This window comes from Proteus faecis (assembly GCF_003144395.1).
Classification (GTDB): domain Bacteria; phylum Pseudomonadota; class Gammaproteobacteria; order Enterobacterales; family Enterobacteriaceae; genus Proteus; species Proteus faecis.
This window is the reverse complement of the sequence record NZ_PENZ01000027.1, coordinates 243,818-259,690: the sequence shown is the minus strand read 5'-3', so window position 1 is coordinate 259,690 and position 15,873 is coordinate 243,818. Positions and strand designations below refer to the sequence as shown.

Annotated in this window: 15 protein-coding genes; 3 read left to right on the top strand and 12 right to left on the bottom strand. The window is 38.7% G+C overall.

Annotated features, from left to right (window positions below; genetic code table 11):
* Positions 1 to 264: 264 nt before the first annotated feature.
* The 4 genes from hemG to pepQ are packed head-to-tail and all read right to left on the bottom strand — an operon-like array spanning position 265 to position 4,247.
* Complete coding sequence (gene hemG / locus DK858_RS07120) at positions 265 to 795, bottom strand: menaquinone-dependent protoporphyrinogen IX dehydrogenase (protein ID WP_072064490.1); 531 nt, start codon at positions 793 to 795, stop codon at positions 265 to 267.
* 20 nt (positions 796 to 815) lie between these two features.
* On the bottom strand, positions 816 to 2,267 hold the full coding sequence (gene trkH, locus DK858_RS07115; protein ID WP_109396798.1) for a Trk system potassium transporter TrkH: 1,452 nt from the start codon (positions 2,265 to 2,267) through the stop codon (positions 816 to 818).
* A 25-nt stretch (positions 2,268 to 2,292) separates the two neighbouring features.
* Entirely contained in the window at positions 2,293 to 2,913 is a 621-nt protein-coding gene (locus DK858_RS07110; protein ID WP_109396797.1) for an IMPACT family protein, read from the bottom strand.
* The gene (pepQ, locus tag DK858_RS07105) at positions 2,913 to 4,247 is read right to left on the bottom strand and encodes a Xaa-Pro dipeptidase (RefSeq protein WP_109396796.1); all 1,335 of its coding nucleotides are present in this window, start codon (positions 4,245 to 4,247) and stop codon (positions 2,913 to 2,915) included. The genes DK858_RS07110 and pepQ overlap by 1 nt, the downstream gene beginning before the upstream one ends.
* A 267-nt stretch (positions 4,248 to 4,514) precedes the next feature.
* On the opposite strand from pepQ, the gene fadB reads away from it, so the two are divergent.
* Positions 4,515 to 6,695 (top strand): fatty acid oxidation complex subunit alpha FadB, encoded by a 2,181-nt coding sequence (fadB, locus tag DK858_RS07100; RefSeq protein WP_109396795.1) that lies wholly within the window; start codon positions 4,515 to 4,517, stop codon positions 6,693 to 6,695.
* 11 nt (positions 6,696 to 6,706) lie between these two features.
* Entirely contained in the window at positions 6,707 to 7,870 is a 1,164-nt protein-coding gene (fadA, locus tag DK858_RS07095; protein WP_109396794.1) for an acetyl-CoA C-acyltransferase FadA, read from the top strand.
* 149 nt (positions 7,871 to 8,019) lie between these two features.
* On the opposite strand, the gene fre is transcribed toward fadA, so the two are convergent.
* The 3 genes from fre to pepE all read right to left on the bottom strand — a co-directional run bounded on the left by fre (position 8,020) and on the right by pepE (position 11,052).
* Entirely contained in the window at positions 8,020 to 8,721 is a 702-nt protein-coding gene (fre, locus tag DK858_RS07090) for an NAD(P)H-flavin reductase (protein WP_109396793.1), read from the bottom strand.
* Between the two features lie 15 nt (positions 8,722 to 8,736).
* Complete coding sequence (ubiD, locus tag DK858_RS07085) at positions 8,737 to 10,206, bottom strand: 4-hydroxy-3-polyprenylbenzoate decarboxylase (protein ID WP_036914642.1); 1,470 nt, start codon at positions 10,204 to 10,206, stop codon at positions 8,737 to 8,739.
* A 120-nt stretch (positions 10,207 to 10,326) separates the two neighbouring features.
* Complete coding sequence (gene pepE / locus DK858_RS07080) at positions 10,327 to 11,052, bottom strand: dipeptidase PepE (protein ID WP_006535545.1); 726 nt, start codon at positions 11,050 to 11,052, stop codon at positions 10,327 to 10,329.
* Positions 11,053 to 11,339: 287 nt separating this feature from the next.
* Between pepE and rfaH the strand changes: the two genes are divergently transcribed.
* The gene (gene rfaH / locus DK858_RS07075; RefSeq protein WP_109396792.1) at positions 11,340 to 11,840 is read left to right on the top strand and encodes a transcription/translation regulatory transformer protein RfaH; all 501 of its coding nucleotides are present in this window, start codon (positions 11,340 to 11,342) and stop codon (positions 11,838 to 11,840) included.
* A 62-nt stretch (positions 11,841 to 11,902) separates the two neighbouring features.
* Here rfaH and tatC read toward each other — a convergent pair whose 3' ends face one another.
* The 5 genes from tatC to DK858_RS07050 form a co-directional block, all read right to left on the bottom strand.
* A complete protein-coding gene (gene tatC / locus DK858_RS07070; protein WP_109396791.1) occupies positions 11,903 to 12,676 on the bottom strand; it encodes a Sec-independent protein translocase subunit TatC in 774 nt (257 codons plus the stop codon).
* 3 nt (positions 12,677 to 12,679) lie between these two features.
* Complete coding sequence (gene tatB / locus DK858_RS07065; RefSeq protein WP_109396790.1) at positions 12,680 to 13,195, bottom strand: Sec-independent protein translocase protein TatB; 516 nt, start codon at positions 13,193 to 13,195, stop codon at positions 12,680 to 12,682.
* A gap of 3 nt (positions 13,196 to 13,198) precedes the next feature.
* The gene (tatA, locus tag DK858_RS07060; protein ID WP_109396789.1) at positions 13,199 to 13,468 is read right to left on the bottom strand and encodes a twin-arginine translocase TatA/TatE family subunit; all 270 of its coding nucleotides are present in this window, start codon (positions 13,466 to 13,468) and stop codon (positions 13,199 to 13,201) included.
* 125 nt (positions 13,469 to 13,593) lie between these two features.
* Positions 13,594 to 15,231 (bottom strand): ubiquinone biosynthesis regulatory protein kinase UbiB, encoded by a 1,638-nt coding sequence (ubiB, locus tag DK858_RS07055; RefSeq protein WP_109396788.1) that lies wholly within the window; start codon positions 15,229 to 15,231, stop codon positions 13,594 to 13,596.
* A complete protein-coding gene (locus DK858_RS07050; protein WP_109396787.1) occupies positions 15,231 to 15,872 on the bottom strand; it encodes a ubiquinone biosynthesis accessory factor UbiJ in 642 nt (213 codons plus the stop codon). Before DK858_RS07050 ends, ubiB begins: the two co-directional genes overlap by 1 nt.
* Position 15,873: the final 1 nt, after the last annotated feature.

Genomic DNA, 15,873 nt, shown 5'->3' with positions numbered 1-15,873 from the left:
GTGCAACATTCGCTGCCGTTTCCGGTCTTCTGCGTTGTTGCGAGGAGGCGTATATTACGTTATTCCTCTGAAGAGTCAAGAATTTTTTCAAACTTTTTTCTTTTCTCTTCACCGTCCTGCGTGGCTTGTTGTTTGCTCATCGCCGGTCAGTGGGTGCGCATTATAGGGGGTTCTCGGATTAGCGCAAGTGTTTTTTTAAAATAATTTACTGTTCGTTCAAAACTCCAACAAGACGTATAAAAACCCCACAAAAAAGATTAAATATCACTCAATTTTAGCAAAGTGCGTCGCAAATTCGCTTACTTTATTCCAATCTGTATATTCAATTTCTTTTGTAGGATCCGTTTCACCTTTAGTCATCTTCATAATTAACTGGATCATGACTCTATCAATCCATTTATAACGAGGATAAAAAAGTGCGCCAGCAAAGACTCCCGTTAACGTTGGCTTCCATGGAGTCTTATCTAAAAACTTACGCATATAAGCATTCGTCTCAGGTGTATTCTTTTCTGCTTTTCTTGCCGTAAGATTAACGCCAAAGAATGCGGACGGCATACTATTCAATTGTACAAGATGACGAGTGATAAATTTATCGAGCGCTTTATTAAAGTAACCATAGCGAATCGAAGCACCTACTAAGACTTTATTATAAGCAGATAAATTTAAACTCTGCTGCACAGAGGTTAAATCTCTCACATCGCATTCATGACCGTGTTGTCTTAATTCATTCGCGATTTGTGTCATTATTTTTTTAGTTTGACCATCAGTACTACAGTACAATAATAGCGCGCTCATACATTACTCCTTGTATTAGGTTAATCACGCCAAAACGTTGGGGTAAATAAAACCAATAGTGTGAAAACTTCTAGTCGTCCAAATAACATTGTCACGACCAATATCCATTTTGCCGCTGGATTCATTGTTGTGAAGTTGTCAGCAACAATACCTAGTCCAGGCCCAAGATTATTTAATGTGGTAGCAATAGCAGAAAATGCAGAAAATTCATCGACGCCTGTCGCTATCAACAACATTAAGCTAATAATAAATACCAATGCATAAGCAGAGAAAAATCCCCACACAGCTTCAATAATACGTTCGGGTAATGCTCGGTGACCAAGTTTGATGGTATAAACAGCGTTAGGGTGAACAAGACGTTTTAATTCACGATTCCCTTGTAGGAATAACAGCAAGATACGAATAACTTTCAATCCCCCACCCGTTGATCCTGCACAACCACCAATAAATGCCGAGCATAATAATAGAAGAGGTAAAAATGCAGGCCATTGTGCAAAGCTATCCGTGGCAAAGCCTGCTGTTGTCGCCATAGAGACAACTTGGAAAAAAGCCTGATTGATGGTTACCCATCCTGTGTCATATACAGAATAAAACCATAGAATACCGCTACAGATAATAACTAATCCCAATTGAATTGAGATAAACATACGAAATTCAGGATCACGCCAATAGATATTTAAGCTTCTGCCCGTTAATACGGCGAAGTGCAAACCAAAGTTACAACCCGAGATCAGAAGAAATACACCAATAATGATGTTAATAGTTGGGCTATTAAAATAACCAATACTAGCATCGTGAGTAGAAAAGCCGCCAATCGCAATTGTTGAAAAGCTATGAGAAATAGCATCAAACACATCCATGCCCGCAATCCATAATGCTAAAGCACAAATGATCGTTAATAAAACATAGATAAGCCAAAGTGCTTTCGCTGTTTCTGCTATTCGAGGTCGCATTTTGTTATCTTTCAATGGACCCGGCATTTCTGCACGATATAACTGCATTCCCCCAACACCTAAAAGTGGAAGAATAGCGACAGCTAACACGATGATCCCCATCCCTCCTAACCATTGGAGCATTTGGCGATAAAACAAAATAGCTTTAGGTAACGAATCTAGCCCTACAAGTGTTGTGGCACCTGTTGTCGTTAGTCCTGAGAAGGATTCAAAAAAGGCATCAGTAATAGAGAGATTAGGTTGTTCAGAAAAGATAAACGGCAATGCCCCAACACTACCCAATACTGTCCAAAATAAGACAACAATCAGAAAACCTTCTTTAGGTTTAAGCTCACTTTTTTTATGTCGATTTGGGATCCACAGCATTAACCCAATGATCAACGCTACAATAAATGTTTGGCTAAATGCACGCCCTGCACCATCTCGATATATTAGTGCGACAATACCAGGAATGATCATCGTGACAGAAAATAAGATAACAAGCAGTCCGACAATACGGGTTATTGAACGAAAATGCATTTAGCGATTTCCTTGATAGCAAAGATTATTCATTTTTATCTAACGGGATTAATTGCATACTGCCACGACTTATATCACGTAGTTTAACTTCAACTTCACCACTATGTACTGCAGGCAATGAAAGTATAAAAGTAACTTTATCAGTATATTCACTTGAAAGTACTTGCCCATGATATTGTTCAACGACTTGTTCAAGTAATGAAACAAGTGAATATTCACACGCTACACTAAAACGCAACTGTGGCACTTTCGTTTTTGTTGGCAAAAGCTTTAATGCTTGTTGAACGCCACTACCATAAGCTCTAACTAACCCACCGGTCCCTAATTTGATCCCACCGAAATACCGAACAACCACGGCGGTAACTTCTCCCATCCCACTCCCTAAAAGAGGTGCAAGAATAGGTTTTCCCGCCGTACCTGTTGGCTCACCATCATCAGAAAAACCTAACTGTTGTGAATCATCGGGTCTTCCTGCAACAAAAGCCCAACAGTGGTGTCGGGCATCAGGAAATTGCTCTTTGATAGACTGGATATAAGTTTTTGCTGCATCAATACCTTCAGTGTGAGCTATAAATGTAATAAAACGACTCTTCTTTATTTCTTCACTGAATTCTACAGTTTCAGCGGGGATCAAATACGCTTTCATCAGGCTAAGTGTAAATCTCTGGTCATATTTTCAATTTTGTTATCGTGGATAATAATATTATCTTCAATACGAATACCACCAAATGGTTTGAAATGCTCAATAAGCTTCCAATTGAAATGAGTACCGTATTTGCCTTCTTTCCAAGGCGCTAACAGAGAGTCGATAAAGTAAAACCCAGGTTCAATTGTTAATACCATGCCCGGTTCAATAATGCGTGTGCAACGTAAGAATGGATACATAGCAGGAGCCGCTAAATGAGTACCCTTATCATCTTGCATAAATCCAGCCGCATCATGAACTTGTAGACCTAAAGCATGTCCTAAGCCGTGTGGTAAAAATGGTGTAGTTAATCCAGCACTCACCATCTCTTCTTCACTCACACCTTTAACAATACCGTACTTATTAAGTAGCCCAGCAATGCGTTGATGCATTTGAACATGGTATTCAGTATAACGCACACCCGCTTTCATTGTTGCAATCAGTGCTTGTTGCGCATCATTCATATCTTTAACTAACGAAGTAAATTCATGATTTTCTTTTGCGCTATAAGTTCGGGTGATATCTGCTGCGTAACCATTATACTCTGCACCGGCATCAATAAGGAAACTACGATATTCATCCGGTGATTCATGATCTAATTTTGTGTAATGCAAAACAGCAGCATGTTCATTTAAAGCGACAATATTGCCATACGGAACATCCGTATCACGATGGCCCGTAGCCATTAAATACGCCATATTAATATCAAACTCACTTAATCCAGCTTGAAAAGCTTCACGAGCGGCAATATGTCCGTTGACGGCCATTTTTTGTGCTTCACGCATACAAGCTAATTCATAACCTGTTTTATATGCACGATAGTAATGATAATAATTAAGAAGAGATTGATTGTTAATATTCTCAATACTCACACCTAATGATTCTGCTCGCTGTGTATTTGGACCAATATAAGCAGTGTTTTTATTAATATAAGGTGCTAGCTCTTTTTGAATATCATCAACATTTTTGAGATGAATTAACTCAATTTCATGAGTCCAATAACTACTTGGTAAAGCTTCAACACTGTGCCAATAGTCAACCGGGGAATAGAACCATAATTTAGGTTTATTCACACCATCCGCTAATAACCAACAATGTGGTACATCTGTTACAGGTACCCACGCTTTAAAATGAGCATTCACTTTAAAAGGGTAATCACTGTCATCAAGGAAAATACGAATAGGTTCACCAGAATGAATTAATACAGAATCAAGATGGTGTCTGGATAAAGCATCACGAGTACGATTTTGTAGAGTTTTGATATGTTCTTGGTACAGAGAGAGCAATTTTTCCATTATTAATTACCTTATCTTATTCATTGTTAATGATTCAGCTTAACACGCCAACTCTTTTAGTGGCTAACCCCATAACAAAAATAGATTATTACCGATTTATCGCTCCTCTTTTTATCAATCTGAGCAACAACATAGAATTCAATAAGTTGAATAATTTCACTGTGATCACCCTTGCAGTTTTTTAATCAAATATTTGCATTTATTTAACATAGTATTCACACTCTCATTATCTGGTCATACCAGTCTATACATTAAGGGAGAATACAAATGCTCTATCAAAGCGAAAATATTCAAGCCGATTGGGTGAAACAAGGTATTGTTGAACTTATTTTTAATGCTAAAGGTTCTATTAATAAATTAGATACCAAAACCGTTGCAATGCTAAGTGAAGCTTTAACCGTATTAGAGGCAACACCAGGCTTGAAAGGCGTTATCTTACGTTCTGAAAAACCGGCTTTTATTGTCGGTGCTGATATTACCGAGTTTTTATCCCTTTTTGATGCCCCTGAAGAAGAATTAACTCAGTGGCTACATTTCTCTAATCAGATTTTTAGTCGACTTGAAGACTTACCTGTTCCTACTGTTTCCGCTATCAATGGCTATGCGCTTGGCGGTGGTTGTGAGTGCGTACTTGCCACTGATTTTCGTATTGCTTCTCCTGATTTACGTATCGGTTTACCAGAAACAAAACTTGGGATCATGCCTGGCTTTGGCGGCTCAGTACGTCTACCTCGTTTAATAGGTGTCGATAACGCATTAGAAATTATTACTGCTGGTAAAGATATTGATGCTCAAACGGCACTTCAAAATGGATTAATTCAAGCAATTATTCCGCTAGAAAATTTAAAAGAGAGTGCTATTTCATTAATCGAACAAGCAATTGCAGGTAAAATTGATTGGAAAGCGGCACGTCATCCAAAAACAGCGCCATTAAGACTGACCGAGCTTGAGCATAAAATGTCTTTCAGTGTGGCTAAAGGTATGGTGATGAAAGTAGCAGGCCCTCACTATCCAGCACCTATCACCGCAGTAAAAACGATTGAAAAAGCAGCCTTCCTAAATAGAGATGAAGCACTGGCTCTCGAAACCGAAAACTTTGTTAAGCTCACACGTACTGATGTTGCAAAAGCCTTAGTCGGTATTTTTCTTAATGATCAGTACGTCAAAAGCATCACGAAAAAACGTCATGCCGAACTACCTAAACAGGCTGCTGTATTAGGTGCTGGGATCATGGGAGGTGGGATCGCCTACCAATCTGCCTTAAAAGGTATTCCTGTTGTAATGAAGGATATTAACCAAAAATCCCTTGAACTGGGTATGAATGAAGCGTTAAGCCTGCTACAAAAACGTCAGGAAAAAGGTCGAATGAATGCCGTAGATATGGCGAAAACTCTCGCTTCTATTCAACCTACATTGAATTACGCATCTGTCAGTGATGCAAATGTTGTTGTCGAAGCTGTCGTTGAAAACCCAAAAATAAAAGCAACTGTACTTGCAGAAACAGAAGCACTATTAGCAGATAACGCGATCCTTGCATCCAACACATCAACCATCCCTATTTCATTACTTGCGAAATCTTTAAAGCGTCCTGAGAATTTCTGTGGAATGCACTTCTTTAACCCAGTTCATCGAATGCCACTGGTTGAAATCATTAAAGGCGAAAAAACCAGTGAGGAAACTATTAATCGTATAGTCAGTTACGCCAGTAAAATGGGAAAAACACCGATTATCGTTAATGACTGTCCCGGCTTCTTTGTAAACCGAGTCCTCTTTCCTTATTTTGCAGGATTCTCTCTATTACTAAGAGATGGTGCTGATTTTATTGCCGTTGATAAAGCAATGGAAAAAGTATTTGGCTGGCCTATGGGACCCGCTTACCTACTCGATGTTGTGGGTATTGATACGGCAAATCACGCTCAAGCCGTAATGGCTGAGGGTTTCCCTGACAGAATGGGGACAATTGAACGAGATGCGATTGCTCTTTTATATGAGCAACAACGATATGGTCAAAAAAATAACCATGGTTTCTATGATTACTCTATTGATAAACGGGGTAAAAAACAGAAATCTGTTGATGGTCAAATTCAAACGCTTATTCAGCAAAATGCTGGCAAAACACAAGAGTTTAGCCAAGACGCAATTATCGCTCGCATGATGATCCCAATGATTAATGAAGTTATCCGTTGTTTAGATGAAGGTATTATTGCCTCACCAGCAGAAGCCGATATTGCGTTAGTTTATGGTTTAGGCTTTCCTCCTTTCAGAGGTGGTGTATTCCGTTACCTTGATACCATTGGATTAGCGCAATTTGTTGCAGATGCACAGCAATACGCATCATTAGGGCCTCTTTATCAAATTCCTGAAAGCTTAAAACAGAAAGCGCAACGCAACGAAACTTATTATCCAAAGCCCGAAAAAGTAGATGTTAACATCAGAGAACTCGCGTAAGGAGATATGAAATGGAAAAAGTTGTCATAATTGATGGTATTCGTACTCCAATGGGACGCTCAAAAGGTGGCGCATTTCGCCATGTTAGAGCGGAAAATCTCTCAGCACAATTGATGCAAACACTACTAACACGTAACCCGAATATTAATCCTAATGATATTGGTGATGTGATTTGGGGCTGTGTGCAACAAACTTTAGAACAAGGCTTTAATATTGCTCGTAATGCGGCGCTCTTGGCTGAACTTCCACACAAGGTTCCAGCAGTTACAGTTAACCGGTTATGTGGTTCATCAATGCAAGCATTACATGATGGAGCTCGCCAGATTATGCTGGGTGATAGTCAAGTCGCATTAATCGGTGGTGTTGAACATATGGGTCATGTACCGATGACTTATAATACAAATTTTAATCCATCACTTAATCTTTCTGTCGCTAAAGCCTCATTTTCAATGGGATTAACCGCGGAAATGCTAGCAAAATCATTCCAAATTTCACGTGAAGAGCAAGATAATTTTGCTTATCGTTCGCATCAGTTAGCAGCAATTGCAACACAACAAGGCTATTTTGAGAATGAGATAGTGACTATCAATGGTCATGATGCAATGGGTAATCTTATCAATGTAAAAAATGATGAGGTTATTCGCTATAACCCTAGCCTTGAAGAGTTAGCACAGCTTAAACCTGTGTTTGATCCCGCGACAGGCTCTGTAACGGCAGGCAATTCATCCGCAGTATCTGATGGTGCATCCGCTATGTTTATCACCAGTGAGCGTTATGCCAAAGAGCACAATTTAAAGCCTCGCGCCATGATCCGTGCTATGGCAGTGACGGGCTGTGATCCTGCAATTATGGGTTATGGTCCTGTGCCTGCAACAGAAATCGCATTGAAAAAAGCAGGATTAACATTAGGTGATATTGATATTTTTGAGCTAAATGAAGCTTTTGCAGCACAGTCATTAGCCTGCATGAAGAAAATGAATTTACTCGATAGTATCGATGACAAAATTAATTTAAATGGCGGAGCAATTGCCTTAGGGCATCCTTTAGGTTGCTCAGGCTCTCGAATAACTACTTCATTATTAAATATTATGGAGCGTAAAGATGCGCAGTTTGGCTTAGCCACAATGTGTATTGGATTAGGACAAGGTATTGCAACGATTATAGAACGTGTTTAATACCGTATTCTGTATATCCACATTCTTATCGTTGGGACAGTATTCACTTCGATTGCATGGTTAGAAACCATTTTCCCGCCGTCAGGGGCGGGTTTTTTTATGGTTTTAAAAACGAAAATAATAACAAATAATGGGATACTATCGTTTTATCAGATAAATTCAAAAGCATCGCTAAATAAGCGTGTTTTATCAGCATTACGCTCATTACAAAAACGATCTCTGGCAATTTTAGCCATTTCAAAACGCCCTGCGATGTAAATATCATATTCTGATAAATCACCAAAATCTTCGCTTATCGCTGTTAATACCGTACCTTTTCGGCCTCGCCAAGTTTCATCAGGTTGCTCGACTACAGGTACAACCGTTAAAGATGGATGCAATTCTGATAATTCTTGTAATTCATTAAGGTCATAGAGGTGAACGCTTTCTCTTCCCCCCCAATAAATCGTAATAGATCGTTGTGGGTTTTCAGCTAATGCAGCCAATAAAATTGAGTGGGTATAAGAAAATCCTGTACCGCCAGCAATTAATAGTAGAGGACGTTGACTCTCTTTTTTAAACCATGCATTCCCATGAGGAATATCAATGGTAAGTTGCTGTTTTTCTAATATCACATCAAGCACTGCCATCGCATAAAGATTGAGTTCAGACGCACCAATATGAAGTTCAATAAAGTCTTTGTTCTCAGGTATAGATGCAATAGAAAAAGGGCGTTTATCACGTTCATCCATAACTGCTAGAAGATATTGCCCAGCCTGAAAATCAAATTCGCCATCAGGTAATAGCCTTACCCGATAAACCGTATCTGTCATCGGCTCAACAAGTGAGACTTTACAATTCAGTATTGCCATGTTGTTCCTCTGTTATTATTTAAGAATATCGAGCTGTTCCCAAATAGTATCGACTCGTTGCTTAACTTCATCAGACATTACAATAGGTCTACCCCATTCTCTATCTGTCTCACCTGGCCATTTATTCGTCGCATCAAGCCCCATTTTTGATCCTAATCCTGAAACCGGTGAAGCGAAGTCGAGATAATCAATAGGCGTATTTTCCATCATAATGGTATCTCTCGCAGGATCCATTCTGGTTGTAATTGCCCAAATCACATCTTTCCAATCTCTTGCATTGACATCATCATCGCAAACAATCACAAATTTTGTGTACATAAATTGCCGCAAGTAAGACCAAACTCCCATCATTACGCGTTTAGCATGACCCGCATACTGTTTCTTCATTGTCACAACGGCTAAACGGTAAGAACATCCTTCAGGAGGTAAATAAAAATCTACAATTTCGGGAAACTGTTTTTGTAATATCGGAACAAGCACTTCATTCAACGCAACACCTAATACTGCCGGTTCATCAGGTGGACGTCCTGTATAGGTTGAATGATAAATTGCATCTTTACGGCGCGTTAAATGCGTAATGGTAAACACAGGGAAAGAGTCAATCTCATTATAATATCCTGTGTGATCTCCATATGGCCCTTCTGGGGCTAATTCTCCCGGTTCAATGTAACCTTCAAGGATAATCTCAGCACTTGCCGGCACTTCAAGATCATTTGAAAGACATTTTACAACCTCTGATTTATTACCCCGTAATAATCCAGCAAATGCATATTCAGATAAGGTATCTGGTACAGGTGTTACAGCACCTAAAATAGTAGCAGGATCAGCTCCTAATGCTACGGAAACAGGGAATCGTTCTCCCGGATGTTTTTGACACCACTCTTGAAAATCTAACGCACCACCACGATGTGATAACCAGCGCATAATCACTTTATTTTTACCCAGCACTTGCTGGCGATAAATACCCAGATTTTGGCGCTCTTTTAATGGGCCACGAGTCACCGTTAATCCCCAAGTAATCAAAGGTGCTGCGTCTTCAGGCCAACAATGCATAACAGGGATCTTTGTTAAATCAACATCATCACCTGTTAAAACCACCTCCTGACAAGGCGCTTTACTCAAGCGTTTTGTTGGCATATTTAAAACTTGCTTAAATTTAGGTAACTTATCGAAGAGATCACGAAAGCCTTTCGGAGGATCAGGCTCTTTTAGAAAAGCTAATAACTTTCCAACTTCGTGTAAGGCTTTAACATCATCTTGGCCCATCCCCATTGCTACACGCTCAGGTGTACCAAATAAGTTACAAAGCACTGGCATATCATACCCTTTAGGATTTTCAAACAACAGTGCTGGCCCACCGGCACGTAAAGTTCTGTCCGCTATTTCGGTCATTTCAAGGTAGGGATCTATTTCATAGGTGATACGTTTTAATTCACCTTTTTCTTCTAATAATGAAAGGAAATCTCTTAAATCGCGGTATTTCATCATAATCTTACGAGCCAGTGAGTGAAAGAAAAGAGGGACAATGCCCTCTTTGAGACGCTATAAGCTAAACGCATAACTCACTAAAATGCAATGCTTTTTATTTAGTAGCGTTCACTATACTTATAAACAGCGGAATGGAACCCACTCTGAAAGTAATTTTGTATCAAACTGTTCAGGGAATGTTTTTCCATGTTGGAAGATTTTAAAACCTTCATTTTTAGCGCTGTAATAATGTAATTCTTCACCTTGAATATGTAAGTAACTACCTTCACGGATAGCCACAACAATCTCTTCAGGGTTAATTGCACAAAACTCTGCAATACGTTCATCACGCGTTTCACCCATATGGCCACTAATAGAAGCATCAATATAATGTGGGTTAATTTGAACAGGAAATAGACCTAATGAAGGCATAATAACAGAGGAGCGTACTGGCATATCATTCGTGGTACGAATTGTTGGTGTTGCAACGTTACAACCGGCACTCCAACCAATATATGGAATATTGCGCTCACGTACTGCGCGTTGGATAGGAACAACTAATCCTTTCTCATGCAACATTTGGTTTAATAACCAAGTATTACCACCACTGACTAAAATACATTCTGCATTATTGATTGCATCAACTTCTGAATCAAAATGTTCAATACAAGTAACTTCAATACCTAACACTTCTGATAAATCACGAGCACGTTGATCATGATCTGAACGAATAACGGCATAAGCAATTAATACAGCAGAACGAATACCGCGTTTTTTAATCATGCTATCGATATTATCTTTTGCATAACTTAACCAACGTGGATCCCCGGCAATTTTCCCGTTACTTAATAAAAAAACTTCCATTACAGAACCTCTTTATAATTATGAATAAAATTCTAAGATAATTATCTTGAAAGCTTTTTCTTGTTTTTACCATCACTTTTTTGTCAACTTGTTACCTCTATCTGAGATCCAATTGAAAGTAACAAAAACAAACTCTTTTATTGCGAATAAACACAGCTTTTCTCTTCTTTTTCCAGTATAAAATCGCGTTAAGCTATTTTTATTTAACCTCAATAGATAGCTGTTACCTCAACGATAAATTTGCTATTATTACGTAAATTAAAATCAACTAACTTATTGTCTCTACTATGAAAAATTGGTACTTGCTGTATTGTAAACGAGGACAAATTCCTCGTGCTATCGAACACTTAGAACGTCAGCAAGTGGGCTGTTTTACACCGATGGTAACCATAGAAAAAATAGTAAGAGGAAAGCGCACTACGGTAACCGAACCGCTTTTTCCTAATTACCTTTTTATAGAATTTGATCCTGAAGTGATCCATACCACGACCATTAACTCAACGCGTGGAGTAAACTCGTTTGTCCGTTTTGGGCAATATCCTGTCACAGTGCCTCAAGATGTGATTGATACACTGCAAATACCTCAGCTTTCTGCTCTCTCTTATAGTGAAGAAAATGTACCCCATAGTGGCGATAGCGTGTTAATTACAGAGGGTATATTTCAAGGGATCAAAGCCATATATCAAGAACCTGATGGTGAAGCACGTTCAATTTTGCTTTTAAATATATTAAATAGCGAAGTGAAAAAATCAGTGGGAAATAAAGAATTTAAAAAAGAGACTTTCTAGAAAAAGTTAACCCAGCAATTGCTGGGCTAATATCATATGATTTTAGAAAATGGTTTCTAAAATTATTTTTGCTGTTCTGCTTCTGCCTCTGTATCTGCGTCTTCGTCTTCTCTTCTTCCCTTACCTACATAAAAACGCGATACCATGACACCGATTTCAAACAGTAAGTACATAGGTATTGCCAATAAGGTTTGAGAGAAAACATCTGGAGGTGTCAATACCATACCAACAACAAAGGCACCCACAAGAATATAAGGACGTTTTTTCTTTAACGCATCTGGTGTTGTTACACCACTCCAGCACAATAAAATAATCGCAATGGGTACTTCAAAAGCAGCACCAAACGCCATAAAGAGCGTCATCACGAAACTTAGGTATTTACTGATATCAGGAATAAAGTTAACCCCTTCTGGGGTTGTATTAACAAAGAAACCAAACGCAAGAGGGAACACAACAAAATAAGCAAACGCCATACCGAGATAGAATAATACTGTACTTGAAACAAGTAATGGCAGCATTAAGCGACGTTCGTGTTTATACAATGCTGGTGCGATGAAAGCCCATACCTGATAAAGAATAACAGGTACAGAAGCAAAAACGGATACCATGATTGTCAATTTAATCGGAGTCAAAAATGTAGAGGCAACATCAGTCGCACTCATATTTGACCCTTGTGGCAACTTATCAAGTAATGGAGCCGAGACTAATTGATAGATATCGTTAGAAAAATAAACCAGCGCTAAAAAAACCACAAGAACTGACACCAAGCTATACATCAAACGCTTGCGTAATTCTATTAAATGGCTGATCAGCGGTTGGGTATCATTTACTGCCATGTTTTAATGCTCACCATTGACCTGATCAGTTGTTTTTTTCTCTATTGTTACTGGCTGAGTAACAGGAACTTCTGTCTTTATAACACTTTCTGCCACAGGTTTATGGCGATTAGCATCATCATTAACTTCATTAGCTTCAGCAAGTGCGGCTAAATCAGAAGGTGAAGGTTCCGTAGAGTCGGTTTTTACAGACTGCTCTTTAGTGGGTTCTGGCGTTGTAGGTGCTTGATAAGTTTGTTTTAAAGACTGTGCAGCCTCTTTTAACTCATCCATAGACGCTTTCAGCTCTGGCGATAACGTTTGTAAATTTGCTTTCTCTTCAACTTTTTTCAAGCTCTCTTGGAGTTCTTGAAGTTTTAGTTCTTGAGTCAGTTCATTTTGCACATTCGCAGCCAAAGAGCGTAGCGCCCTTACCCAGCCAGCAATTGTTTTTACTGCTACGGGCAAACGTTCTGGCCCCAGAAAAACAAGACCAATCACCATGACCAATAGCAGCTGACTAAAACCAATGTCAAACACGGTTTATACCTGCTCTTTGTTTTTGCTCTCAGTTGTAGACTTCTCTTCTGTTGAAGTCTTCTGCGCTAAATTTTTAGTATCAAAATCTGCGTCGTTATTTGTTTTTTCAGCGTTGTTGGTGTTCTTATCTGCAGCTTCATCACCAATCGCTTTTTTAAAGCCTTTTACTGATGCACCTAAATCTGAGCCCAATGTGCGCAGTTTATTTGTACCAAATAATAAAACAACGATGACAGCGATGATAAGTAATTGCCAAATGCTAATACCGCCCATTTTATGTTCCTCAACTATTTTCGGGGTTATACTTAATAACAGTGCCCATTATATACAACGAATTCAATTTTCGGGAATCTCGAATTCATCTTTTAACTTGCTCAAAGACAAACTTTGATGTGTTTTTATTGTGGATTACCAGATCTAAACCAACCCAAAATCCATGCAAGAAGGCCTAAACTGATAAAAACACTGAATAATGTTTTAAAACCAGAAACAAAAAACAGGCTACCGCATAAAAACAGTGTTGTACCTATACCCAATAAAAATAGAGACTGTCTATGTTTGACTCTTTGCGAACTTATTTGTTCCGTCAATTTATCTAGCGTTAACTTCATATTTTTATGTTGCTTCAGACTATCATAAACCAGCTCTGGTATCTCTGGCATTTTTTCAATCCAGTAAGGTGCTTTACTCTTTATACCATTCACTAATGCCGTGATACCAATTTGACTATGTAACCAATCTTCTAAAAACGGTTTTGCCGTTTTCCATAAATCCAACTGTGGATATAACTGACGCCCAAGCCCTTCAACATAAAGCAATGTTTTTTGAAGTAAAACTAACTGCGGTTGTACTTCCATATTGAAACGACGTGCTGTATTGAAAAGATTAAGTAACACATGTCCAAATGAGATCTCAGAAAGTGGTTTTTCAAAAATCGGCTCACACACCGTGCGGATTGCAAATTCAAAATCTTCTACATTGGTATCTGCTGGTACCCAGCCTGAATCAACATGTAATTCTGCAACTTTTCGATAATCACGGTTAAAGAAAGCTAAGAAGTTTTCAGCTAAATAACGTTTATCTTCTTTATTTAATGAGCCAACGATACCGCAATCAATACCGATATAATATGGATTCTCAGGGTGATCATAGCTAATAAACACATTACCTGGATGCATATCAGCATGGAAGAAACTGTCTCTAAACACCTGAGTAAAAAAGACTTTTACACCACGCTCCGCAAGAAGTTTCATATTCGTCTTTTGTGCATTCAACGCTTCAATATCAGAAACGGGAATACCATAAATACGCTCCATTACCATCACGTTTTCATGACAATAATCTGAATACACTTCAGGAATATACAACATCGAGCTATTTTCAAAATTACGACGTAGCTGAATAGCATTTGCAGCTTCACGCAACAAATTTAGCTCATCAAGTAATGTTTTTTCATATTCGCGGATCACCTCTTTTGGTCGTAAACGACGACCATCAGGCAAAAACGGTAAAAGATTTGCCAAGCGATACATCAAACGGATATCCGCTTTAATCACTGGTTGAATATCAGGACGAATGACCTTGAGTACGACTTCTTTGCCGTTTTCTTTTAATTTTGCCGTGTGAACCTGCGCAATAGAAGCAGAAGCCAATGGGGTTTCATCAAAATCATCAAACCATTGGTCAATAGGGCCACCAAATGATTTTTCAATATATTGTCGTGCTTTCTTACCATCAAAAGGAGCAACTTTGTCTTGCAATAAAGCAAGTTGGTCAGCAATTTGAGGAGGGAAAAGATCACGTCGAGTTGATAACATTTGACCTAATTTAATCCAAACAGGGCCTAATGTTTGCAATGCGAGTCGTAAGCGTTCACCTAATGGTTTTTCTGGATGCTTATTTTTGATCCAAAATAGTGCTCGGCATCCTAATCTTGCAGGTAAAGTAATTCGATGTTTAGGAATTAACTCATCAAGCCCATAAGATAAAAATACCTGAATAATATGATAGAGGCGCTTTAACTCACTAAGGAGCATTATTTTTTCTCCAATATACCTAACCGTTTTTCCAGCTCGGCTGTTTGCTGTGCAACTTCTTCTATTTCATCATAAAAATGGACTGTTTCTAATGCACTAGGTGCGGTTTTCCACTCTTCAATTAACGCGTCACGCAAATAATCTTTTTGATGACTTAAGAGTGAAGAAAATAACTGAACGCCCTTTCCTGCAACAACAGTCAGGCCTTGCGCCGCAATATCACCAATATAAGGTGCTAAATATTGCGCAGGATCCCACTGCGCCATATCTAATAATGCAGACCAATTTTGAACAACCTGCATATCACCATCAATAGTAATATCACCACGGTTGATTAGTTCTGACATTTTTTGACGGTCACGAAGCTTAATCAAAGTTAATAATTTTGTTTTTATCAAACAATCAATTTCATCATCCCACTGACTTAACACATCAACTTGTTGTTCGCTAAAGACTAAGTAGATAGAACGAGGAAACTCATTGATAGAAAGCGCTAACACTTTGCCCGCAAGGCGATTGCGGGCAGGTTTAAGCACATTTTCCTGATATAAAACATGATTAAGTGCTGTCTCCATGGATGCTGTTAACAGCGGATACAGTACTTGAGAGGCAATATCATGAGAAAAAGTGGCTTTTTCCATC

Excerpts from the sequence above, each read along its gene's own strand:
- hemG (WP_072064490.1), bottom strand. The coding sequence starts at position 795 with ATGAGCGCGCTATTATTGTACTGTAGTACTGATGGTCAAACTAAAAAA.
- trkH (WP_109396798.1), bottom strand. The coding sequence starts at position 2,267 with ATGCATTTTCGTTCAATAACCCGTATTGTCGGACTGCTTGTTATCTTA.
- DK858_RS07110 (WP_109396797.1), bottom strand. The coding sequence starts at position 2,913 with ATGAAAGCGTATTTGATCCCCGCTGAAACTGTAGAATTCAGTGAAGAA.
- pepQ (WP_109396796.1), bottom strand. The coding sequence starts at position 4,247 with ATGGAAAAATTGCTCTCTCTGTACCAAGAACATATCAAAACTCTACAA.
- fadB (WP_109396795.1), top strand. The coding sequence starts at position 4,515 with ATGCTCTATCAAAGCGAAAATATTCAAGCCGATTGGGTGAAACAAGGT.
- fadA (WP_109396794.1), top strand. The coding sequence starts at position 6,707 with ATGGAAAAAGTTGTCATAATTGATGGTATTCGTACTCCAATGGGACGC.
- fre (WP_109396793.1), bottom strand. The coding sequence starts at position 8,721 with ATGGCAATACTGAATTGTAAAGTCTCACTTGTTGAGCCGATGACAGAT.
- ubiD (WP_036914642.1), bottom strand. The coding sequence starts at position 10,206 with ATGAAATACCGCGATTTAAGAGATTTCCTTTCATTATTAGAAGAAAAA.
- pepE (WP_006535545.1), bottom strand. The coding sequence starts at position 11,052 with ATGGAAGTTTTTTTATTAAGTAACGGGAAAATTGCCGGGGATCCACGT.
- rfaH (WP_109396792.1), top strand. The coding sequence starts at position 11,340 with ATGAAAAATTGGTACTTGCTGTATTGTAAACGAGGACAAATTCCTCGT.
- tatC (WP_109396791.1), bottom strand. The coding sequence starts at position 12,676 with ATGGCAGTAAATGATACCCAACCGCTGATCAGCCATTTAATAGAATTA.
- tatA (WP_109396789.1), bottom strand. The coding sequence starts at position 13,468 with ATGGGCGGTATTAGCATTTGGCAATTACTTATCATCGCTGTCATCGTT.
- ubiB (WP_109396788.1), bottom strand. The coding sequence starts at position 15,231 with ATGCTCCTTAGTGAGTTAAAGCGCCTCTATCATATTATTCAGGTATTT.
- DK858_RS07050 (WP_109396787.1), bottom strand. The coding sequence starts at position 15,872 with ATGGAAAAAGCCACTTTTTCTCATGATATTGCCTCTCAAGTACTGTAT.